Consider the following 23,342-nt stretch of genomic DNA (forward strand, 5'->3'; position numbering starts at 1 on the left):
CCGAGCGGCCTTTATTGGAAAAGATAAAAGGCAGTCGAGCGGCAGCTTTCCATTACCGAGATCCGCCAGTCGGCTCCCTACCCAACAGCGGACATTCCACATTTTAACTATCAATCCTATAATAGGACCAGCCACATTTCACATAGATTATAGGTCTTGCGAGACGCATGTTCCAAAAGCCGGGGCCAACTTCTGTGGGACGCTTTGCGGAAAACATCCTGCCAATCTAATTGTCTCACATAGGCAGGGCCTTTCGAGACCAAGCTGAGACATCAGGCTTCGGGTTCCGACCACGGTTCGATGTCCACAATCTCGTTTCGAGCGAGCCCGGTGTCGGTAACAAAATAGGGGTTGTCAGCCATTTCCAGCTTCACACGCATTTGGCCAACACGGTGCAGGCCACACGACCGCAGTTCGGCTGCACTTACGTCGAACAACGCCACGTTGAAGCCGTCTTCGCCATAGCCACTCTTGTATGCGATGCCGTCATACCCTTGCAGACGCAGAGTTTCAGCAATGATCTGTGTGGGAACGTATGTGAGGCCGCTGTCGGCCCGCTCAACCGGTGCAGAAAAGGCATCGTTTATCTCGGTCCAGACGTGTAGCTCGATTTCCTCAGACGTCATATTGGGATTGAGGAAAGCAAACAGGTTCTTAACTAGCTTCTCCGAGCAATCAACGATCCGCAGGTCGCGAACGATCTTGAACTGCGCAATCGACACGTATGAACCGATCAAAGGTCGCACTTCCAGCGCAGCGGTCTCCTCGTTCGTCGAGAGATATAGGCAAGCAATCCCCTTTACGTTCACCCTACCTTCGCCAACGAGATGTGGATCGGGGATCATATGCTTTGGCTCATGCGCGCCCGGAAAATCTTCATACTCGCCGGGGGCCAACTCCTGCTTATGCCATCCGTGGCCTAATTGGGCTCGATAGAAATAAGCGCCTGCCTTGAGCTTTCGCACACGGCTCATGCTGGTCAGGCTCACAGTATCTAAAAAGGCCGCTTGGTCTGGCGTTCGTGCGTAGCGAAACGCACCGCGCACAGACCTGTTGAAGTCCCGAAATGCGTTATGATTGGCAAAAGTCATATCCGTGCCTCACTGGTATTTGCATAGCGCCGATTGTTTGCCTCCGCGCTGCACCACAGGTTAACGATGCCCAATGGAACTGCACTCCGCCAGTGACTTGTTGTCGCGACGTTGGCATGAAGCGGATCAAGTTCGAAATTGGGGAATAACTTGCTTACCGAATATCACAAAGAAATCGCTGGAAAGATTTGGGAAATCGCCAACCGATTGCGTGGCCCCTATCGTCCGCCACAATACCGGCTGGTGATGCTGCCCATGATCGTGCTGCGGCGGCTCGATTGTGTGTTGGAGGCCACCAAGGATGCCGTGGTCAAAGAGCATGAACGCCTGATTGCGGCTGGAACGTCAGAAAAGGCCATTCCCAAGCTCCTGACCAAGGTCGTCGATCCCGACCGTAAACAGCCGCTCTATAATGTTAGCCGGCTCACCTTCGCCAAACTGCTTGATGACAGCGAGAACATCGCCCCCAACCTCGTCTCCTACATCAACGGCTTCTCCGCTACCGCGCGCCGCATTTTCGAGAAGTTCAAGTTCGGTGAGCAGATTGAGAAGTTGGATGCCAGCAACCGGCTGTTCAATATCGTCAAGGAAATGGCGAGCGTCGATCTGCATCCGAACAAGATCGACAGTATCCAGATGGGCTACATCTTCGAGCACCTCGTCATGCGCTTCAATGAGCAGGCGAACGAGGAGGCCGGGGATCACTTCACCCCGCGCGAGGTCATCCGGTTGATGACTAGCCTGATCTACACGGGCGAAGACGATGTTTACAAGCCAGGCGTCTACAAGGAAATCTACGATCCCACCTGCGGCACGGGCGGCATGTTGTCGGTGTCGGAAGAGGCCATTCTGCACGGCAATCAGTCCGCCAACCTCGCCCTATTCGGGCAGGAATACAACGCCGAGAGCTGGGCGATCTGCTGCGCCGACATGCTTATCAAAGATGAAGAGACCAACAACATCGTGCTGGGTGATACGCTGGGCGACGGCAAGACCAGCGACGGTTTTGCCGACCGCCAGTTCCACTACATGTTGGCCAACCCACCATTCGGTGTGGAATGGAAAGACCAGCAGAAGGTCGTAGCGAAGGAACATGCGGAGCTAGGCTTCTCTGGGCGCTTTGGAGCGGGACTGCCCGCTATCAACGACGGCTCGCTGCTATTCCTTCAGCACATGATTTCCAAAATGCACCGCACGCCAGAGCAGGGCGGCGAAGGGTCGAAAATCGCGATCATCTTCAACGGCTCTCCCCTGTTCAGCGGCGACGCCGGGTCCGGTCCGTCGAACATCCGGCGCTGGATCATTGAAAATGATTGGCTCGACACGATTGTCGCCCTGCCCGACCAGCTCTTCTACAACACAGGCATCTTCACTTACATCTGGCTAGTCACCAATCGGAAGGCACCCGAACGTCAGGGCAAGGTTCAGTTGATTGACGGCACCCGCTTCTTCCGCAAAATGAAGAAGAGTCTCAACAATAAGCGCAATGAGATCAGCGACGCGCCGGGCGACGATCAAATTGCCGATCTGACCCGGCTCTACGGTAACAACAAGGAGGGTGAGACTGCCGTTGTCACTATCGACGGCCAACTGGAAAAGCGCGTTGTCAGCCGCATTTTCCATAATTATGATTTTGGTTTTCTCAAGGTTACGGTCGAGCGCCCGCTGCGCCTGAACTTCGAGGTGACGCCAGAACGGATCTCCCGTCTCGACGATCAATCCACCTTCGCTAACCTTGCCGTTTCCAAGAAGCGCAAGGATGCTGCAGCTGCGGCGCTGGAGGAGGCCGATGGACGCGACGAGCAACAGGCAATTCGCGACATCCTCACTACACTGGAAGGCAAGGGGCGGTATCTGGACCGGGAAGCGTTCGAGGCTGACCTACACAGTGCCGCCAAGCGTTTCGGGCGCAAGGTCTCCGGCCTTATGAAGAAAGCGATCTTCGCCGCGCTGGGTGAACGTGATCCGCAAGCTGAGATCTGCCGTGACAGCAAGGGTCGAGCTGAACCAGATAGCGAACTTCGCGATACCGAGAATATTCCGCTGCCTGCCTACCCTGACCTGCCCAAAGCTTTTACAGAGGCTATCAACAAGGCGGAAAACTCCGCCCATCGCGGAGCAAAACTACCCATGTTCTTCGGGCCCGACAGCCCGAATGACGATCTGGTTGCGACTATGCGCGGCGTGATCGACGCCTATATTCGTGCCGAGGTGCTGCCGCATGTGCCCGATGCTTGGGTCGATTATGCCAAGACCAAGGTCGGCTATGAAATCCCCATCAACCGGCATTTCTACATGTACAAACCACCGCGTCTGCTGGGCGAGATCGAAGCCGATATCACCACGCTTGAAGACGAGATTGCAGACTTGCTCAAGGGGATGGTGACGTGAGCTTCGACATCGTCACACCTGGCGATTGGCCGCGATCTTCGGTGTCCAAGTATTGCCAGGTGCAGCTTGGAAAGATGCTCCAGAATGACCCTAGCGGCGAAGACGACGAATTGCTGCCATACCTGCGGGCAATCAGCATCTCTAAAAATGGCGTGGACCTTTCGCACCAGTTCGCGATGTGGATCAAGCCGCACGAAAAGGCTAAGTACCGACTTCGACCTGATGATGTTCTAGTGAGCGAAGGTGGAGACGCTGGGCGCACCGCGCATTTCAAATCCGAGGGCGAGTATTATTTTCAAAACGCGATAAATCGGGTCCGTCCGCTCAACAACGGACAGATCGAAAGTCGTTATCTGTTCTATTGGTTCACCTATCTAAAACTGGCTGGCTACGTCGATTTGATTTGCAACGTGGCAACCATCGCCCATTTCACGGCTGAAAAAGTGAAGGCGGCTCCATTTGCTCTGCCGCCCCTCACTACCCAACGCCGCATCGTGGCGCTTTTAGATGAAAGGACGGCGCAGATTGACGGCTTGATTACGCGTAAGAAGGCTCTGCTGGAGCGGCTGGCAGAAAAGCGGCAGGCGATCATTACACAGGCCGTCACCAAGGGCCTGAAACCCGCCGCCGCCACGAAAGACAGCGGCATCGACTGGCTCGGCCAAATCCCCGCACATTGGGACGCCTTGCCGTTGCGGCGGCTGGCAGATCGGGTTGTTACAGGGCGGACGCCACCTGCTGCTGCTGGAGACTTTTTCACGGATAGTGACGTGCCGTGGTATACCCCCGGAGATTTTGAGGGACTGTTTTTGGCTGATGCTGAGAAGTCGTTGACTGCCGACGCCTTCAGCGAGGGCTACGCTGTTCAATTCCCCGCAAACTCTGTGCTGTTGGTCGGCATTGGCGCAACGCTCGGGAAGGTCGCCGTGGCTCCGATGACGTGCTCGTCAAACCAGCAGATCAATGCAATCACGGCGAATGGAGAAACGGATCCCATATTTCTGGCCTACTCTCTCCACGCCTTCCGTGCCGAGGTCCGGATGTCTGCAAGCGGAAACACGCTGCCCATCCTCAATCAGGAAAAGACCAAAGCGATTATCATGACACGACCGCCTTACGCCGAACAAGCTGCCATCGGCGCATTTCTTCGCGAACAAGATCGGAAGATCGAAGCGGTAGTGGAGAAGGTCGAGACAAGCATAAAATTGTTGGTTGAGCGCAGATCGGCTCTCGTGACCAACGCAGTCACCGGCCAAATCGAGGGGCTTCAATGAGCCTCGATGCCTCCAGCTACTTCAATCACCTGCGAACATACCTGTTTGCCGATTATGTCATTGACGATGGCAGTAGCGGGGCGGTTACACTGACAGAAAAATATTTCCTCGCAGGAGAGACGAAGAAGCGGACCCGCAAGGTAGTGCTGCCGTTTAAGGGTAAGGCTTTCGCCATCAAGCTCGATGGCATGCCGGACCGGCTGTTTCACTTTCTCGACGACAACGGCAAACCATGGTCGAAACGGTGTGATTTCGTCATCTTTCAGTGCACTCGCAAGGTAGTCAACGCATATCTATTCGAGTTCAAGACAAAGAGTTTGGACCCGTCCTCGATCATCGACCAACTCAAGTCTGGCGAGCATTGGTGCGCCTGTCTGCGCAAGGTTGTGCATCAATATACGGGCGATGACCGTAAGCTGCGTTTGCGCAAGTTCGTCTGCACCGAAAACGATAACCCGGCTGCTTACCTTGATGGAACCGGGCATTATCTGGCGCGTGATCCTTCGATACGTCATTATCACTATGATGCCCTCGCCGGGCTAACGTTGGATCAACTGGACAACACTTCGATACGGACGGTGTGAGGGAACTATGGCAGGACACACCGAAGCTGATTTCGAACGCGCTATCGAGCATGGGCTGCTTCAGACCAAGCGTTACCGTAAGGGCGATCCAAAGACTTATGATCCAGCCACCGCGCTGTTTCCTAATGAGATAATCGCCTTCGTCCGGGCGAGCCAACCTGTGCGCTGGGGACAGCTTGAAGCAATGCTCAAAGAGCGCACCGCTTCGACGGTGCTCGACAGCTTAACCAAAGAGCTGACTAGTAAGGGCACGCTGGGCGTGCTGCGGCACGGCTTCAAGTGTTATGGCAAGACACTGCGCCTCGCATATTTTCAGCCAAACTCGGGTATGAACCCCGAGGCGGCTGCGCGCTATGCCGCCAACTGTCTGACCATCACCCGGCAGGTCGAGTTCGTCTCGGACGTGCTGAAGCGCCCGGATGGCGGCAAGCGCAAGTGCATCCTCGACGTGGTGATCGCCATCAACGGCCTGCCGGTCGTAACGGCGGAGCTGAAAAACCAGTTGACCCATCAGCGGGCGGAGGATGCCTGCAAGCAATACATGACCGACCGTGACGGGCGCGACCTGCTATTTCGCTTCAAAGAGCGAGCGCTCGTGCATTTTGCGGTCGATCCCGATGAAGTGTGGATGACTACCGAACTGAAGGGTAGCGATACCTTCTTTCTGCCGTTCAACCGGGGTCACGATTTCGCAGCGGGCAATCCGCCGGTCGAAGGCAACTGGAAAACTCACTACCTTTGGGATGAGGTGCTGGCGGCTGACAGCCTGCTCGATATTCTCCAACGGTTCATGCACCTAGAAGTGAAAGAACGGACGGTGCAGACGCCGAACGGCCCGCGTATCGTTCGGAAAGAGACCATGATCTTCCCGCGCTACCATCAGCTTGATGCCGTGCGACGGCTGGTCGATCATACACGCCACCACGGCGCTGGACGGAACTACTTAATCCAACATTCGGCTGGGTCGGGCAAATCGAACAGTATCGCATGGCTGGCACATCGGCTGGCGTCGCTGCACGATGCCTTTGACGAGAAGGTCTTTCACTCTGTCATCGTCATCACTGACCGGCGCGTGCTCGACCAACAGTTGCAGAATACGATCTACCAGTTCGAGCACAAGACTGGCGTGGTCGAGAAAATCGACGAGAATACGCAGCAGCTCGCCCGCGCCCTGTCCAACGGCACGCCAATAATCATCTCCACCATTCAAAAGTTCCCGTTCATCAGCCAAGCCATCAAGACGATGGAGGGCAAGGGCGAAACGCTTGCGCTGGAGACGCGGAACCGGCGTTTCGCGGTGATCGTGGACGAAGCGCACAGCTCGCAGTCTGGTGAGACTGTGAAGGCGCTCAAAGGCATCCTGAACAAGGACGGCATTGCTGACGCTATCGCCAACCAGATTGAAGATGAGGAAGATGACGACCTCTCTGAAGCCGCCAAAGCCGCTATCAGGCAGGAAGTTCTCCAACGCGCCCGCCAGCCCAACTTGAGCTTCTTTGCCTTCACAGCGACCCCGAAGTTCAAAACCAAGGCCGTTTTCGACGAGCCGGGGCCAAGCGGCGCTTCGCCGTTCCACGAATACACAATGCGGCAGGCCATCGAGGAGGGCTTCATCCTCGACGTGCTGGAGAACTACACCACCTATAAACGTTTCTTCGGGCTGGTGAAAAAGGTCGAAGACGATCCCAATGTGCCGAAGAAGGCGGCTGCGAAGGCGTTGGGGCAGTATCTTGAGCTGCACCCGGTCAACGTGGGACAGATAGTTGCCGTCATCGTAGAGCATTTCCGCCTGAAAGTGATGCATGAGCTGGGCGGACGTGCGAAGGCGATGGTTGTGACTGGCTCGCGCCTGTCCGCCGTGAAATACAAGCAAGCCTTCGACGCCTACATCCGCGAGCGTGGATATCATGGCATCAAGGCCCTGGTGGCTTTCTCCGGCACCGTAGATGACCCTGACGCGCCGGGCACCGCTTTCAACGAAGTCGGCATGAACGATGGTCTGTCCGAGCGGGAGCTACCAGAACGGTTCGGCGGCGATGAATATCGTGTGCTGATCGTGGCCGAAAAATATCAGACCGGGTTCGACCAGCCAATGCTCCAGACCATGTATGTGGTGAAGAAGCTCGCTGGGGTGCAGGCTGTGCAGACCCTGTCACGCCTCAACCGGATTGCAGCGGGCAAGACGCGCACGTTCGTGCTCGACTTCAAGAACGAAGAAGCGGACATATTCAAGGCGTTTAAACCCTATTTCGAGGCAACGCCGGTCGGCCAGAACGCCGACCCTCATAAGCTCAACGAACTACACCACAAGCTGCTGCAACCCGCCGTGTTTACTTCTGCTGAGATCATCGAGTTTTCGGAAGTCTGGTTTAAGAAGCGCCGGGAGCCGACCGGACAGGATCACCGGATCATAAACGCCGTACTCGACAGGGCAGTCGAACGGTTCAAGAACCTCGATGAGCCGGTGCAGGAGGAGTTTCGGGGGCAGCTTACAGCTTTCCGCAACCTGTATTCTTTCCTGTCGCAAATCATGCCTTATTTCGACGATGGGCTAGAGCAGCTTTATGCCTTCCTACGGAACCTCGCACCGAAACTCCCCCGTCTCGGCGACGGGTCGAAGTTCACACTGGACGATGACGTCGCACTCAAGTTCTTTCGTCTTCAGCAAGTCGGCGAAGGCACAATCGATCTCTCGGATAGCGATGCAGACCCCCTCAAAGGCCCCACCGATGTGGGCACCGCAAGTGAGAAAGATGTGGAAGTCGCACTCTCAACCTTAGTCGACAACCTGAACGAAAAGTTCGGGACTGACTTCACCGAAGCCGATCAGCTCTTTTTCGATCAAGTCCGCGCCACTGCTGAAAAAAACGAGAAGATCGTCGAGGCTGCGCAAGCGAACAACCTGTCAAACTTCTCGGCCTTCTTCGGACGCATCCTCGACGACCTTTTCATTCAGAGGATGGAAGGCAACGACGAGATTTTCAATCGTGTGATGAGCGACAAGCGATTTAGGACAGCGGCACAGGACCACCTTGCCCGTGAAGTATATGAGCGCATCAAAGGCGAAGAGCCAAGTAGCTACACCAGCTAATTGCGGTTCAAACCCATGTCTCGGCTCTGGAGCTTGGCCTTCCAAAGCTGTTCGGTTGCTAATATTTCGTCGCTTGTCGCCGCTGATCCCATGACCTCCAGAATACTGACTTGATAGTCCGAGGGGTCACGACTTTTTAGGCCAACATTGCCTCCGTGTCCGGTAGAGACGTAAGCCTGCCAACGCCCCCAAAATCCGTCCGCTCCGTAGGCCGAACCGACATACTGCTCGCGAGTGCGCGGGCATGTCAGAAGGTAGATGCCTTTGGTCGCGGACAAAACCGCGATCCATGACAATGGTAGGCTGGGCAGGCTCCCGAGATTGCCGATGAAGCGGGTGAAACCGGGAAAGTCAGGCTCCTGAAACGACTGGGTCAGTTCGACGATAGGCTTGTTACCTGTGTTGCTGTCTGCCCGCTGCGCCCATGATCGAGTTCCCGGGCCCCAATCAATTTTGAGGCAGCCGATTAGCTGGTCGAACTCCGGCAAGCGGCGATACTCATAAATATCTAGCGCGCGACCCATCTGACTTGCCGTCTCGCGCATGAGAGGGTCAACCCAACCCGCTTGAACAGGGCCATGGCCTGAAACCTCATACAATCCGGCAAACATGGTGCTGCCATCCGGGGGCACAACAAAGCCAGCCCAAAACCTGCTGGCGAAGTAGGAGCGTCGATCCTCGCGTTGGGCGCTTTGATATCGCTCGAACTCATCGCGGTTGTCACGCCAGATCGCGTATGGGGTGAGGCCATCCTTCGCGACGTGTTGGTGACGCATGAGCCGAACTTCGCTTGGATCAATCCCGCTGTCGGACAACACCATATTGAATGTGAGTGCCATCTGTCTCGCCTCGCTGTGATGCCGCAAAGTGCAACCCGTTGCACACTTATACCTGCATTTCAGTTTACAGCTTTTCAGCAAGTGTTTGAAATGCCAGGCGCCGTTTTTTGCCTAGTTTACAGCGGGAATGGTAGAAAACCGTTGACTACGGGAGCTTGGGAAGCTGCTGCTCTGCCATTGAGCTACACCCGCGGGTGGCAGGCCGCGGCAGATCGCGCAGCGCCGCCGAACTGTCAAACATATTTGCGCTGTGCGGGCCGATCGGCCAATCAGGATCGATGACCGAGAGTTACCAGAAATCCGCCGGACCGCTGAGCGGCATTCGCATAATTGAAATCGATGCAATCGGTCCGGTGCCGCTGGCGTGCGCCATCCTCGCCGGGCTCGGGGCCGATATTGTTCGCGTTGCACGCAAGGGCGGCGGTACGTGGGGCGAAATTGGTGGCGCGGTGATGAACCGCGGGCGCGCGCGGATCGAACTCGACCTCAAGGACGCGGCCGACCGCGACGCGCTGCTCGCGCTGGTCGATCGCGCCGATGCGCTGGTCGAGGGGTTCCGCCCCGGGGTTATGGAGCGGCTCGGCCTCGGCCCCGAGATATGCCTCGCGCGCAATCCCAAGCTTGTCTTTGCGCGCGTTACCGGCTGGGGGCAGGACGGGCCGCTGGCGGACCGCGCCGGGCACGACATCAACTATATCGCGCTGACCGGCGCGCTTCACGCGATCGGTGCGCCGGGTGCGCCGCCGACGGTGCCGCTCAACATCATCGGCGATTATGCCGGCGGCAGCATGTTCGCCGCGCTCGGCCTCGTCTCGGCGATCCTGTCGGCGCGCACGACGGGGCGGGGGCAGGTCGTCGATGTCGCGATGGTCGATGGCGTCGCCAGCCTGCTCGGCCTGTTCCACGCCTTTCTGGGCAACGGCATGTGGCGCGACGAGCGCGGGGCGAACCTGCTCGACGGCGCCGCGCCCTTTTATCGCTGCTACACCTGCGCCGATGACGGCCATGTCGCGGTCGGTGCGCTTGAACCGCAATTCTTTGCCGCCTTGCTCGACGGTCTCGGCATTGCCCGCGACCGGTTCGTGCAGAACGACCGCGACGACTGGCCGGCGATGGCTGAGGCCTTTGCCGAGGCGTTCGGGGCGCGTTCGCGCGACGAATGGGAAGCGCATTTCGCTGGCACCGATGCGTGCGTCACGCCGGTCCTGGCATTGGGCGAGGCATTCGATCACCCCGCCAATGTCGCGCGCGACGTCTTCGTATCGACCGGCGGCATCGACCATGGTGCGCCGGCACCGCGATTTTCGGCGACGCCGGGACAGAGCGGCGAAGCGCGCTCGATTTCGGCCGCAGAGGCGATCGCCGCTTGGTCGTGATAGTTTGCCCGTGCGGCTTGCGTGGCGCGGTGACGGCATCTAGCGCTGTTTGCCTATGACCGAGACACCTTCTTCCACCGGCACGAAGCGGCGCCCGATGATCGTCGGGATCGGCGGGACGACGCGCGCCGGATCGACGACCGAACGGCTCGTCGCCTCGGTCCTGGCCGACTGCGCCGCGATGGGTGCAACAACGCGGATGTTCGGCGGTGCGGACCTGCTCGCGCTGCCGCATTACGTCCCCGAGGCGGCTGAGCGGTCGCCGCAGCAGCGTGACTTCATCGAGGCAGTGCGCGCCGCCGACGGCTTCGTCCTCGGCACGCCGGGCTACCACGGTAGCGTTTCTGCGCTGGTCAAGAACGCGATCGACCTGATCGACGATACGCGCACCGACACGCGCGCCTATTTCGATGGCTGCCCGGTCGGGCTCGTCGTTACCGCCGCGGGCTGGCAGGCGACTGGCGTCGTGATGAGTGCGTTTCGCGACATCGTCCATGCGCTGCGCGGCTGGCCGACGCCGCTTGGCATCTATGTCAATGCGATGGCGCAGCGGCCCTATGCCGACGGCGCTGCCGATGCACCGCTAACCGATGCGGCGATCGCCGGGCAGGTCGAGGCGCAGGCGCGCCAGATCATGGCGCTCGCCGAAAGCGGCTATGCGCAACGGATTGCGGAGATGATCGCTGGCACCTTGCCGGCCCAACGATGACGCTGGCGTTCGCGACAAGGCACTGATAAACGGTCGCTAGTTGCGCTGCCGCAACGAACGGCGTTTTGCATTATCGGAACTGAATTTGGCCCCTGTCAGACCTGCCTCCGTTCGCAACCAGCTGGTCAAGCTCGATATCGTCGACCGCCTCCACCCGCTTATCCCGCCGCTGCTCGCCCAGCTCCTGTTCGCAGTGCTGTGCAGCATCAGCGCAGTCGTCGTGCGGTCGCTGATCGACATGGTTGCACCTGGCGCAGGTCCGTTCGGCATGATCATGCCCTTTGTCCTCGTCGCGACACTGTTCGGTCGCTGGCAATCGGGGCTGGCAACGCATTTGTTCCTCGTGCTCCACACCTGGTATTATATTCTGCCCATCGCCGGCAGTTTCGCCTTCGACAATCCCAATGATGGCCCGCGGATCGCGGTGAATTTCTTCTCGGGCCTGGCGATCGTCGGGCTTGGCGAACTGTTCCGTCGGAGTGTCCGTGCTGCAGTCGAAGATCGCGAGATGCTGATCCGCGAAATCGACCATCGCGTTGCCAACAATTTCGCCTCGATCCTGTCGATGCTCCGCCTCCAGCGTAGCCGGGTCGACGATGCCTCGGTGCGCGATGCGCTCGATACCGCCAGTGGCCGCGTCGAAAGCTATGCGCGCGCCCACCAGTCGCTCTATCGCGACGGGGCAAGCGACGAGCGCGTCGACATGCCGAGCTATCTCGGCGACCTGTGTGCCGCGCTCGAATCGGTGCTGTCCGAAGTATCGGGCGCCGCAATCCGCTGCTGGATCGACGACATTGCATTGCCGCGCGACCAGGCGGTGACGCTGGGGCTGATCGTCAACGAGGTCGCGACCAACAGCGCCAAGCACGCCTTCGGCCAGTCGCGCGAAGGGTTGATCAGCGTCAAGCTCGACCACCGCGACAGCCAGATCGTGCTTAGCGTGTCGGACAATGGCAGCGGCATGGCGCAGACCGAGCGGCCCGGTGGCCTCGGCATGTCGCTGATCACCGCGCTGGCCAAGCAGGCAGGGGCCGAGGTGGAGCGCGACAGCGGTCCGGAAGGCACCAGCTTTCGCTTCGTCATGGAAGGCTAGGCCGCGGCGGCGAATGATAGGTGCTGGCGGTGACGCTACGCGACGTCTAGTCTGGCGCGATGACGATCACATCCTCGGTACTCGACACCATCGGCAACACGCCGCTGATCCGCCTCAACCGCGTGTCCGACGACACCGGCTGCGAAATCCTCGGCAAGGCTGAATTCCTCAATCCCGGCCAGTCGGTCAAGGACCGCGCGGCGCTGTCGATCGTCCGCGATGCGATGGCGCGCGGCGACCTTCGTCCCGGCGGGACGATCGTCGAGGGGACGGCGGGCAATACCGGCATCGGCCTCGCGCTCGTCGGCAACGCGCTCGGCATGAAGAGCGTCATCGTCATTCCCGAAACGCAGACGCGCGAGAAGAAGGATGCGCTCAGGGCGCTCGGTGCGCAGCTGGTTGAGGTGCCGGCGGTGCCGTATCGCGACCCCAATAATTACATCAAGGTCGCGGGGCGGATGGCCGAACGCCTGAAGCGCGATAACCCGGCGGGAGCGATCTGGGCCAACCAGTTCGACAACGTCGCCAACCGTGCCGCGCACATCGCCACGACGGGCCCCGAAATCTGGGAGCAGACCGGGGGCAAGATCGATGGTTTCATCTGCGCGGTCGGCACCGGCGGAACGCTCGCGGGCTGCGCGATGGCGCTGCGGACACGCAAGCCCGGCATCGCGATCGGGCTCGCTGACCCGCCAGGCGCGGCGCTGTTCAGCTACTATACGACGGGCGAACTGGCGAGCGAGGGAGGCTCGGTTACCGAGGGGATCGGCCAGGGCCGCATCACCGCCAATCTCGAGGGACTGGTGGTCGACCACGCCTTCCAGATCCCCGATGCCGAGTCGGTCACGACGGTGTTCGATCTCGTCCGCGACGAAGGCCTGTGTCTCGGCACCTCGTCGGGGGTCAATGTTGCCGGAGCGGTGCGGATGGCACGCGCGATGGGGCCGGGGCATACGATCGTGACGATCCTGTGCGATCCCGGCACGCGCTATCAGTCGCGACTGTTCAACCCAGAGTTCCTGCGCGAAAAAGGCCTGCCGGTGCCCGACTGGCTCGAGGCTGACGGCGCGATGCTACCCGATTTCGTCTAGCCGCGGATCAGCGCGGCGTCAGCTTGAGCAGCTTTCCGTCGTCGCCGTCCTCAAGCAGCCAGATTGCGCCGTCGGGTCCCTGCTGGACGTCGCGAATCCGCCGTCCGAGTTCCCAGCGGTCGGCTTTTTGCGGCTTGCCGCCATCGATCGTCACGCGGATCAGCGATTCGCCCGATAGCGCGCCGAGCAGCAGCGAGCCCTTCCACGCGGGGAACATGTCGCCCGAATAATAGAGCAACCCGGCGGGTGAGACTGACGGGACCCAATAAAGCGCGGGCAGGGCATAGCCGTCATTGGCGGCCGGCCTGGGGATCGGGCTGCCGTCGTAATTGTCGCCGAACGAGACGTTGGGCCAGCCATAATTCTTGCCCGCCTCGATCTGGTTGAGCTCGTCGCCACCGCGCGGACCCATCTCGATTTCCCACAGCCTGCCGTCGGGCGAAAAGGTCAGGCCATAGGGATTGCGATGGCCGCTCGACCACGTTTCGGCGGGTACAGTGTTGGTCCCGGTCATGGCGACGCTGCGCCCCTTGGCGGTCGTGGCTGCGCCGGTATTGCGCGGCGGATCGGTCATCGTAACGCTCTGTGCGCCGACCTTGCCAGCCATCGGATTATTCGCTGCCGGCTGGCCGTCGAGCGTCAGGTGAACGATCTTGCCGAGCGCCTGATCGGGATCCTGCGCCGGGGTGAAGCGCTGGCGCTCACCCGAGGTCAGATAGAGCGACTGGCCATCAGGTGCGAAGGCGATGACGCCGCCGAACTGGCCGCCCTTGCCGCGGGGCAGCTGTCGCCAGACGACGGTGACATCGCTCAGCTTCGATCCGTCGGCGGCAAGCGTTCCGCGTGCCAGCGCGAGGCCGGAACCGCCGTCACCGGGTTCGGCATAGCTCAGATAGATGCGGCGACTGCTGACGAAATCGGGGGCCAGCGCCACATCGAGCAGGCCGCCCTGGCCGCCGTAATCGACCGCCGGGATGCCTGCGACCTCGCGCTTGGTCTTGGTTGCGGTGTCATAGAGTTGCAGATGCCCGGTCTTTTCGGTGACCAGCGCCTGGCTGGTGCCGGGGAGGAAGACGATCGCCCACGGATTGTCGAAGTCGGCCTGTTCGGCAATCGCGAACGGCTGGCCGCTCGAAGGCTGGTCGCCCGAGGCTTTCGCGGTGCCGCCATTGGCGGTCGCCGAGTTTCCGTTGCAGGCAGCCAGCGCGATGGCGAGCGGGGGCAGGGCGACGAGGGTGGCGATCTTCATAAGGCGGTTCCTGAATTCTGCGGGGTCGAAGGCGCGTAGACGGTTTGAAGGAGAACGAACTTTATCTCCAGACGGTTGCATGACGATGGCAGATAAGTCGTCATTTCTTGACCCGCCATTCGCGCGCGTAGGTCGATTCCTCGCCATATTTGCGCGCCGCCGCCGCGGCCTGTTCGGCAAGTTCGGCGTCGGTCGCGGCGCGCGCGACGGCGTGCTTGATCAGCGTATCGCGCGCGATCGGCACGACCTGCGCGATCGGCGTCCCGGCGGGCAGGTCGAAGGTCCCGGCCGGGCCCGACCAGACGAAGGGCAGATTGACCGTGGTATCGAACCGGTCGCCATCGACGACGCCCGAAAAACAGGTGAAGGGCAGGTCGGGGCGGCTCAGCGGTTGGGTGAACAGCAGCGAATAGCCCTCTGGCACCTTGATCCGCCACGGATTGATGAACTTCAATGGCATCGTGCTGGCGAACGGATCGGCGGGAGCGCCGATTTGGCCCGGGTGATGCTGTTCGATCGGCTGGAACGGCGCGGCGGGATCCCAGCCGAGCTGGATCGATACGCGATCCTCGGGCACCATGATCCGGACGGTGAAGGGCAGGGGAATGACGAAGCCGAGCGAAAACGCGTCGGTCATCGGCAGGCATGCCTTGACGGTCAGTCCCGGCAGGCCGTGCGCGTCGGGCATGCCCATCTCGCGTTCAAGCCGCTTGAACCAGTCGGGGGCAAAGCGGATCGCGCGTTCGGGCGAAGGGATTTTGCCAATCAGTGCGGGATCGCAGAGGAATTCGATCGCGGTGTTCGCGGCGGGGGCGCTACTCGCCGTGGCATCGGTCATGCGATCGTCCCTCTTGCCGTGGCAATGCCGCGATCCTGTCGCCCCGCGCCCCGCATGGCAAGCCCGCATCCCGACAAATCCGCTTGCCAATGCCGCTTGTGCGCCCTATCTAGGCGCCATCCTGAAATGGTCACGATTTTTCAGGCTGGCGCCGCAAGGGGCCGGCAGGGAGCCTCGCTGCCATTCGAACCGTATCGACCCTGCAAAGGACGCAATTTGTCACTGACCGATGACCTGACCCCGATGATCGCCGCCGAGGCGCAAGCGCTCGGTTTCGACCTTGTGCGCGTCAAGCTGTTCGCCGGTGATGATCGCACGCTGCAGGTGATGGCCGAACGGCCCGACACGCGCCAGCTGACGATCGACGATTGCGGCGCGCTGTCGCGCGCGATTTCCGAACGGCTCGACGCGCTCGAAGAGGCGGGCAAGGACCCGATCGACGGGACCTACCGGCTCGAAGTCAGCTCGCCGGGGATCGACCGCCCGCTGACGCGGCGCGCCGATTTTAGCGACTGGGCGGGCCACGAGGCGCGCATATCGGTCGTCGAGGCAGTCGACGGGCTCAAGACCGTCAAGGGCGACATCGTCGGGATCGACGGCGACATCGTCACGATCGCCGACAACAAGCACGGAACGCAGACAATCGCGTTCGACAATATCCATAGCGCGAAGCTCAAGCTGACCGACGCGCTGATCGCCTCCACCGCTCCGCTCGCACAAGACGGCGCGGAATTCATCGAAGAAGAAGGACAGGACTGACATGGCCAATGCCATTTCCGCCAACAAGGCCGAACTGCTCGCGATCGCGACCTCGGTCGCCAACGAAAAGCTCATCGACAAGTCGATCGTCATCGAGGCGATGGAAGAAGCGATCCAGCGCGCCGCGCGCGCCCGCTTCGGCCAGGAGAACGACATTCGTGCGAAACTCGATCCGCAGACCGGCGATCTTCGCCTGTGGCGTGTCGTCGAGGTCGTCGAAGAAGTCGAAGACCATTTCAAGCAGGTCGACCTGAAACAGGCGCAGAAGCTCCAGGCCGATGCCGCCGTCGGCGACTTCATCGTCGATCCGCTGCCCGCCATCGACCTTGGCCGTATCGACGCCCAGTCGGCCAAGCAGGTCATCTTCCAGAAGGTCCGCGACGCCGAGCGCGAGCGCCAGTTCGAGGAATTCAAGGATCGCGGCGGTGAGCTGATCACCGGCGTCGTCAAGTCGGTCGAGTTCGGCCATGTCGTCGTCAACCTCGGCCGCGCCGAGGGCGTTATCCGCCGCGACCAGCAGATCCCGCGCGAAGTCGCCCGCGTCGGCGACCGCGTCCGTGCGCTGATCCTCAGCGTCCGTCGCGAAAACCGCGGCCCGCAGATTTTCCTCAGCCGCGCGCATCCCGATTTCATGGAGAAGCTGTTCGCGCAGGAAGTCCCCGAAATCTATGACGGCATCATCGAGATCAAGGCTTCGGCCCGCGATCCCGGCAGCCGCGCCAAGATCGGCGTGATCAGCCACGACAGCAGCATCGACCCGGTCGGTGCCTGCGTCGGCATGAAGGGCAGCCGCGTTCAGGCGGTTGTCCAGGAAATGCAGGGCGAGAAGATCGACATCATCCCGTGGAGCGAGGACACCGCGACCTTTGCGGTCAACGCGCTCCAGCCGGCCACCGTCAGCCGCGTCGTCATCGACGAGGAAGAAACGCGGATCGAAGTCGTCGTGCCCGAGGACCAGCTCAGCCTGGCGATCGGCCGTCGCGGCCAGAATGTCCGCCTCGCCAGTCAGCTGACCGGCCACGCGATCGACATCATGACCGAGGACGATGCGAGCGAGAAGCGCCAGCGCGAATTCCTCGAGCGCACCAGCATGTTCCAGGAAGAGCTCGACGTCGACGAAACGCTGTCGCAGCTGCTCGTTGCCGAAGGCTTCGTCGAACTCGAAGAGGTCGCCTATGTCGCGACCGACGAGATCGCCAGCATCGAAGGCTTCGATGACGAGCTCGCCGAAGAGCTGCAGAACCGCGCCAAGGAAGCCCTCGACCGCCGCGAGGAAGCCGCTCGCGCCGAACGCCGCGAACTGGGCGTCGAAGATGCGCTCGCCGACATGCCGCATTTGACCGAAGCGATGCTCGTCACGCTCGGCAAGGCAGGGATCAAGACGCTCGACGATCTCGCCGATCTTGCCACCGACGAACTCGTCCAGAAAAAGCGCGCCGAACCGCGCCGCCGTCCCGACCAGCGTTCGCGCCCCGAGGACAAGGGCGGAGTGCTCGGCGAGTACGGCCTGACCGAAGAGCAGGGCAACGAGACGATCATGGCGGCGCGTGCACACTGGTTCGAGGACGAAGAGTCGTCGGACGTGCCAGCCAAGGCCGAAGGGGAGGACGCGGTTGCGGACCCTTCCCAATGACACCCAACGCGTAACGCGTAAGGGCAAGATCGCGACGCCGCCCGAGCGGCGTTGCATCCTGACCGGTGAACGGGACGAGCGCGGCGCGATGATTCGCCTCGCGCTCGGCCCCGACGGCCGTCTTGCGCCCGACGTTCTTGCCAAGGCGCCCGGACGCGGCGCGTGGATCGCGGTCACGCGCGACGAACTCGAAACCGCGCGGCTCAACGGCAAGCTCAAGGGTGCGCTCGCGCGCGCCTTCAAGGGCGAACCGGTGATCGTTCCCGAGAGTTTGGCCGACGATATCGCCACCCGCCTGCAGGCCGCGATGCTTGACCGGCTGGGTCTTGAGGCGCGTGCGGGCACGTTGCTAACCGGCGCCGATCGCGTCGACGGCGCGGCGCGCGGCGGCCAGGTTGCGATGCTGCTTCATGCCGCCGATGCCTCACCCGATGGCCGCTCGAAACGCGACCAGTCATGGCGCGTCGGGCGCGGCGCCGAAGGCAGCGGGCTTGCCGGGCAAATCTTGCCGGTGGACCGCGACGCCCTATCTATGGCATTGGGCCGCGATAATGTCGTGCACGTCGCCTTGGTTGACGATCGCGCGGCGGCACGGGTGGCGGCGATCCTCGATCGCTGGCGAAATTATCTAGGATGCGGTAAGGATACGCGAAATTCGGGACCGACCCCGGACGTCGCCGGAGCCGGACCGATTGATGCGTCCGGTGTCGATGCACCCGGGGCCGATGAGTTTTTTAAGGACGATAGAAGCTAAAGATGAGCGACAGCGATAACAAAAAACCGACCTTGGCCCGCAAACCACTGGGCGTTAAGCGCACGGTCGATGCCGGCCAGGTCCAGCAGAGCTTCAGCCACGGGCGCAAGAACACCGTCGTGGTCGAGGTCAAGCGCCGTCGCATGATCGGCAAGCCCGGCGAGGCCCCGCCGGCGCCTGCGCCTGCGCCCGAGCCGACTCCCGAACCGGTCGCCAAGGCGCCCGCGCCCGCGCCGACCCCGGCACCCGCGCCGCGCCGCCAGAGCGAGGCCGACGCCACGCTGACGCGCAAGGAATTGCAGGAAAAGCTGCTCCGCGAGGCCGAGGAATCGCGTCTCAACCAGCTCGAGGAAGCGCGCCGCCGCGAGGATCGCGAGCGCAGCTCCGCGGTCGACGAGGAAAAGCGCCGCGCCGAGGAAAACCGCAAGGCCGAGGAATCGCAGCAGCAGGCCGAGGCCGCAGCTGAAGCCAATCCGCAGGTCGAAGTGCGCGCCGAACCCGATATCTCGGGTGACGACAGCAAGCCGGCAGAGCCCGCCGGCGACAAGTTCCCGCCCGCGCGTAAGTTCACGCCGGTCGAGAGCAAGCGTCCCGAACCCAAGCGCGCCGAGCGGCCCGCCAAGGATCGCAACGAGCGTCGCCAGTCGGGCAAGCTGACTGTCACGCGCGCGCTCGAAGGCGGCGATGGCGGCGCGCGAGCCCGCAGCCTCGCAGCGCTCAAGCGCGCCCGCGAAAAGGAAAAGCGTTCGCACATGGGCCCGCGCGTTGCGCAGCCCAAGCAGACGCGCGAAGTCGTCGTGCCCGAAGCGATTACCGTCCAGGAACTGTCGAAGCGGATGGGCGAAAAGGGCGCCGATCTCGTCAAGACGCTGTTCAAGATGGACATGATGGTAACGGTCAACCAGACGATCGACGCCGACACCGCAGAATTGCTCGTCGAGGAATTCGGCCACATCGTCAAACGCGTCAGCGAAGCCGATGTCGAGATCGATACCAACAAGGACGTCGATCCCGAAGAGACGCTGAAGCCGCGTGCGCCTGTGGTCACGATCATGGGCCATGTCGATCACGGCAAGACCAGCCTGCTTGATGCCTTGCGCGGCACCGATGTCGTGGCGGGCGAAGCCGGCGGCATCACGCAGCATATCGGCGCCTACAAGGTGACGACCAAGGACGGCGCAGAGATCACCTTCCTCGATACGCCGGGCCATGAAGCCTTCACCGAAATGCGCGCGCGCGGCGCCAACGTCACCGACATCGTCATTCTCGTGGTGGCGGCCGACGACGGGCTGATGCCGCAGACGATCGAGGCGATCAATCACACCAAGGCGGCGGGCGTTCCGATGATCGTCGCGATCAACAAGATCGACAAGGACGGCGCCAATCCGCAGAAGATCCGCGAACGCCTGCTCGAACACGAAGTCATCGTCGAGGCGATGTCGGGCGACGTGCAGGACGTCGAGGTATCGGCGCTCAAGAAGCTCAATCTCGACAAGCTGCTCGATGCTATCGCGCTGCAGGCCGAATTGCTCGAACTCAAGGCCAATCCCGATCGCGCTGCCGAAGGTACCGTGGTCGAGGCCAAGCTCGACAAGGGCCGCGGTCCGGTTGCGACGATCCTCGTCAACCGTGGCACATTGAAGGTCGGCGACGTTTTCGTTGTCGGCACCGAATCGGGCAAGGTCCGCGCGCTGATCGACGACAAGGGCAAGCAGGTGAAGACCGCCGGCCCGGCATCGCCGGTCGAAGTGCTCGGCCTGTCGGGCGTTCCTTCGGCGGGCGAAACGCTCAGCGTCGTCGAGAACGAGGCGCGCGCGCGCGAAGTCGCGTCGTACCGCCAGGAACAGGCGACGTCGCGCCGCACCGCGATCGCTCCCGCCAATCTCGACACGATGTTCTCCGCGCTGGCCGACAAGGCCAAGGTGATCGAATATCCGGTCGTCGTGAAGGCCGATGTCCAGGGCAGCGTCGAGGCGATCGTCAACGCGCTCAACAAGATATCGACCGACGACATCAAGGTCCGCGTGCTCCATTCGGGCGTCGGCGCGATCACCGAAAGCGACGTCACGCTGGCGTCGGCGTCGAACGCGCCGATCATCGGCTTCAACGTCCGTCCCAACCCCAAGGCGCGCCAGCTTGTCGCGCGCGAGAAGACGCGCCTGAAGTATTTCGACGTGATCTACGATCTCACCGACGACATCCGCAAGGAAATGGCGGGCGAGCTTGGTCCCGAGTTCATCGAGACCGTCGTCGGCCGCGCCGAGGTCAAGGAAGTCTTCCCCGCGGGCAAGAAGGACAAGGCTGCCGGCCTGCTCGTCTCCGACGGCGTCATCAAGAAGGGCCTCCACGCCCGTCTTACCCGCGACGACGTCATCGTGTCGAAGACCGTCATCGCCTCGCTGCGCCGCTTCAAGGACGACGTCGCCGAAGTGCGCGCCGGCATGGAATGCGGTGTGGTCCTCGAAGACACCAACGACATCAAGGCGGGCGACATGCTCGAGGTGTTCGAGGTCGAGGAACGCGAACGGACGCTGTAACACTGCCGGTGAAAGCGGCGCTTTCACCGGGTTACGGTTGAGGAACAGACATGGCCAAATTCAACGACACCTCGTCCGAAGGACGCTCGGTTCGCCTGCTGCGCGTTGGCGAGCAGATGCGCCATATCCTGTCCGAAATCCTGATGCGCGGCGACGTCCATGACGATTTGCTGCAATCGCACCTGGTCAGCGTGACCGAGGTGCGCATGTCGCCCGACCTCAGGCACGCCACCGTCTTCGTCAAACCGCTGCTCGGCCAGAACGAGGAGGCGGTGCTGAAGGCGCTGCGGACCAACACCGCGTTCCTCCAGCGTGAAGTCGCCAGCCGCGTCCAGATGAAATACGCCGCCAAGCTCAAATTCCTGTCCGACGATAGCTTCGACGAGGCGACCCACGTCGAAAAGCTGCTCAAGCAGCCCAAGGTCGCACAGGATATTGTCGGCGACGACTAGAAGGGTCTGCGCTGCCTCGCTAGGACAGCCGCATGGCCAAGCTCTATTTCTATTATGCCAGCATGAATGCGGGCAAGTCGACGACGCTGCTCCAGGCGGATTTCAACTATCGCGAACGCGGCATGGAAACGATGCTGTGGACCGCCGCGCTCGACGATCGTTACGACACGGGCGTCGTGACGAGCCGCATCGGCCTGACCGCCGAAGCGCACAAATTCCGCCCCGAGACCGACCTGTTTGCCGATGTCGCGGCCGAACATGCCAAGCGCCCGCTCGCCTGCCTGTTGATCGACGAGGCGCAGTTCCTGTCGAAGGAGCAGGCGTTTGCAGCGGCGCGGATCGCCGACGATCTCGGTATTCCCGTTCTCTGCTATGGCCTGCGCACCGATTTCCAGGCCGAGCTGTTTCCCGGTTCGGCTGCCTTGCTCGGGATCGCCGATTCGCTGGTCGAACTGAAAGCGGTGTGCACGTGCGGGCGCAAATCGACGATGAACCTGCGCGTCGATGAGGCCGGCAACGCGGTCAAGGCTGGCGCGCAGACCGAGATCGGCGGCAACGATCGCTACGAGGCACTGTGTCGCCGCCATTTCATGGAAAAGCTGGCGGGGACGGGTGCGGCGTGAACCCCGTCCACGGCTGGGTCATTCTCGACAAGCCGCTCGGCCTCGGCTCGACGCAGGCGGTCGGCGCGATAAAGCGCGGGCTGCGCGATGCGGGGCTGATGACGAGCGGGCGCGGATCGAAGGCGAACCGGATCAAGGTCGGTCATGGCGGCACGCTCGACCCGCTCGCGACCGGCGTGCTGCCGATCGCGCTGGGCGAGGCGACCAAGCTGACCGGGCGGATGCTCGATGCGAGCAAGACCTACGATTTCACGATAGAATTCGGCACGCAGACCGATACGCTTGATCTTGAAGGCGCGGTAATCGCGACCAGCGACGTTCGCCCGAATTTGGCCGACATCGCCGCCGTCCTCCCATCCTTCACCGGCCCGATCGAACAGGCGCCGCCCGCCTATTCGGCGATCAAGGTCGATGGCCAGCGCGCCTATGATCTCGCCCGCGCGGGCCAGGACGTCGCGATGAAGGCGCGCGGCGTGACGGTCCATTCGCTCGATATCATCATGCCGGCGGGGGCGGGCGAACGGCTCGATAGCGTCACGCTGACCGCTCACGTTTCCAAGGGGACCTATATCCGCAGCCTCGCGCGCGACATTGCCCTTGCCTTGAATAGCGTCGGTCACGTCACCATGTTACGCCGTACGAAGGCGGGTCCGTTCGATCTCGAAAACGCGATTTCACTGGACAATTGGGCCGATGCCGCTAATGCGCGCGCCCTAGACACGCTTATCCTGCCGTTCGAGGCGGGGCTGGACGACATCCCGGCCCTAACCCTTTCTTCCGGCGACGCAGGGGCGATCCGACAGGGTCGCGTGTTGGCCGGAATGCAAGCCGAAGACGGGCTCTATTGCGCGAAGGACGATAACGGTCCGGTAGCGTTGGTCGAGTTAAGCCGCGGGAATGTCCGTGTCGTTCGAGGCTTCAATTTCAATCACTGACTCGATGTCGAAGGAACGAATTG

The 23,342-nt window shown here is 61.5% G+C and carries 19 protein-coding genes; 15 read left to right on the top strand and 4 right to left on the bottom strand.

Annotation, left to right across the window (positions count from 1 at the left end):
• Positions 1-272: 272 nt before the first annotated feature.
• On the bottom strand, positions 273-1,091 hold the full coding sequence (locus tag FSZ31_RS11320; RefSeq protein WP_147123500.1) for an RES family NAD+ phosphorylase: 819 nt from the start codon (positions 1,089-1,091) through the stop codon (positions 273-275).
• A 150-nt stretch (positions 1,092-1,241) separates the two neighbouring features.
• Here FSZ31_RS11320 and FSZ31_RS11325 point away from each other — a divergent pair, with 150 nt between their 5' ends.
• From FSZ31_RS11325 to FSZ31_RS11340, 4 genes are read left to right on the top strand one after another with little or no spacing between them, the layout of a single operon-like run.
• Positions 1,242-3,482, top strand: a complete 2,241-nt coding sequence (locus FSZ31_RS11325) for a type I restriction-modification system subunit M (protein WP_147123501.1) — start codon at positions 1,242-1,244, stop codon at positions 3,480-3,482.
• Positions 3,479-4,756 (top strand): restriction endonuclease subunit S, encoded by a 1,278-nt coding sequence (locus FSZ31_RS11330; RefSeq protein ID WP_147123502.1) that lies wholly within the window; start codon positions 3,479-3,481, stop codon positions 4,754-4,756. The genes FSZ31_RS11325 and FSZ31_RS11330 overlap by 4 nt, the downstream gene beginning before the upstream one ends.
• The gene (locus tag FSZ31_RS11335) at positions 4,753-5,340 is read left to right on the top strand and encodes a hypothetical protein (RefSeq protein WP_147123503.1); all 588 of its coding nucleotides are present in this window, start codon (positions 4,753-4,755) and stop codon (positions 5,338-5,340) included. The genes FSZ31_RS11330 and FSZ31_RS11335 overlap by 4 nt, the downstream gene beginning before the upstream one ends.
• Positions 5,341-5,347: 7 nt before the next feature.
• On the top strand, positions 5,348-8,431 hold the full coding sequence (locus FSZ31_RS11340; protein ID WP_147123504.1) for a type I restriction endonuclease subunit R: 3,084 nt from the start codon (positions 5,348-5,350) through the stop codon (positions 8,429-8,431).
• Here FSZ31_RS11340 and FSZ31_RS11345 read toward each other — a convergent pair.
• A complete protein-coding gene (locus FSZ31_RS11345) occupies positions 8,428-9,270 on the bottom strand; it encodes a GIY-YIG nuclease family protein (protein WP_147123505.1) in 843 nt (280 codons plus the stop codon). The genes FSZ31_RS11340 and FSZ31_RS11345 overlap by 4 nt on opposite strands.
• 278 nt (positions 9,271-9,548) lie before the next feature.
• Between FSZ31_RS11345 and FSZ31_RS11350 the strand changes: the two genes are divergently transcribed.
• The 4 genes from FSZ31_RS11350 to FSZ31_RS11365 all read left to right on the top strand — a co-directional run bounded on the left by FSZ31_RS11350 (position 9,549) and on the right by FSZ31_RS11365 (position 13,539).
• Positions 9,549-10,646, top strand: coding sequence for a CaiB/BaiF CoA transferase family protein (locus tag FSZ31_RS11350; protein ID WP_147123506.1), 1,098 nt, complete (start codon positions 9,549-9,551; stop codon positions 10,644-10,646).
• Positions 10,647-10,701: 55 nt separating this feature from the next.
• A complete protein-coding gene (locus FSZ31_RS11355) occupies positions 10,702-11,355 on the top strand; it encodes an NADPH-dependent FMN reductase (protein WP_147123507.1) in 654 nt (217 codons plus the stop codon).
• 85 nt (positions 11,356-11,440) lie between these two features.
• Entirely contained in the window at positions 11,441-12,448 is a 1,008-nt protein-coding gene (locus tag FSZ31_RS11360) for a histidine kinase dimerization/phosphoacceptor domain -containing protein (protein ID WP_161596018.1), read from the top strand.
• A 59-nt stretch (positions 12,449-12,507) separates the two neighbouring features.
• Entirely contained in the window at positions 12,508-13,539 is a 1,032-nt protein-coding gene (locus FSZ31_RS11365) for a cysteine synthase A (protein WP_147123509.1), read from the top strand.
• Between the two features lie 7 nt (positions 13,540-13,546).
• Here the strand turns inward: FSZ31_RS11365 and FSZ31_RS11370 are convergent, their stop codons facing one another.
• Together FSZ31_RS11370 and FSZ31_RS11375 are read right to left on the bottom strand one after the other, a co-directional pair.
• On the bottom strand, positions 13,547-14,788 hold the full coding sequence (locus FSZ31_RS11370; protein ID WP_147123510.1) for a PQQ-dependent sugar dehydrogenase: 1,242 nt from the start codon (positions 14,786-14,788) through the stop codon (positions 13,547-13,549).
• 100 nt (positions 14,789-14,888) lie between these two features.
• Entirely contained in the window at positions 14,889-15,626 is a 738-nt protein-coding gene (locus FSZ31_RS11375; RefSeq protein ID WP_147123511.1) for a hypothetical protein, read from the bottom strand.
• A gap of 243 nt (positions 15,627-15,869) precedes the next feature.
• Here FSZ31_RS11375 and rimP point away from each other — a divergent pair, with 243 nt between their 5' ends.
• Genes rimP through truB form a run of 7 tightly spaced genes read left to right on the top strand, consistent with a single transcriptional unit; the run spans position 15,870 to position 23,319 of the window.
• A complete protein-coding gene (rimP, locus tag FSZ31_RS11380) occupies positions 15,870-16,385 on the top strand; it encodes a ribosome maturation protein RimP (RefSeq protein WP_147123645.1) in 516 nt (171 codons plus the stop codon).
• Between the two features lies 1 nt (position 16,386).
• Entirely contained in the window at positions 16,387-18,018 is a 1,632-nt protein-coding gene (gene nusA, locus FSZ31_RS11385; protein ID WP_147123512.1) for a transcription termination factor NusA, read from the top strand.
• Positions 17,999-18,772, top strand: coding sequence for a DUF448 domain-containing protein (locus FSZ31_RS11390; RefSeq protein WP_408021660.1), 774 nt, complete (start codon positions 17,999-18,001; stop codon positions 18,770-18,772). Before nusA ends, FSZ31_RS11390 begins: the two co-directional genes overlap by 20 nt.
• Before the next feature lie 2 nt (positions 18,773-18,774).
• Positions 18,775-21,309, top strand: coding sequence for a translation initiation factor IF-2 (infB, locus tag FSZ31_RS11395; protein ID WP_147123513.1), 2,535 nt, complete (start codon positions 18,775-18,777; stop codon positions 21,307-21,309).
• Between the two features lie 50 nt (positions 21,310-21,359).
• Positions 21,360-21,761, top strand: a complete 402-nt coding sequence (rbfA, locus tag FSZ31_RS11400) for a 30S ribosome-binding factor RbfA (RefSeq protein WP_147123514.1) — start codon at positions 21,360-21,362, stop codon at positions 21,759-21,761.
• Positions 21,762-21,793: 32 nt separating this feature from the next.
• Complete coding sequence (locus tag FSZ31_RS11405; RefSeq protein ID WP_147123515.1) at positions 21,794-22,384, top strand: thymidine kinase; 591 nt, start codon at positions 21,794-21,796, stop codon at positions 22,382-22,384.
• On the top strand, positions 22,381-23,319 hold the full coding sequence (gene truB, locus FSZ31_RS11410) for a tRNA pseudouridine(55) synthase TruB (RefSeq protein WP_147123516.1): 939 nt from the start codon (positions 22,381-22,383) through the stop codon (positions 23,317-23,319). The genes FSZ31_RS11405 and truB overlap by 4 nt, the downstream gene beginning before the upstream one ends.
• The last annotated feature ends 23 nt before the right edge of the window (positions 23,320-23,342 follow it).

This window comes from Flavisphingopyxis soli (genome assembly GCF_007995095.1).
GTDB lineage: Bacteria > Pseudomonadota > Alphaproteobacteria > Sphingomonadales > Sphingomonadaceae > Flavisphingopyxis > Flavisphingopyxis soli.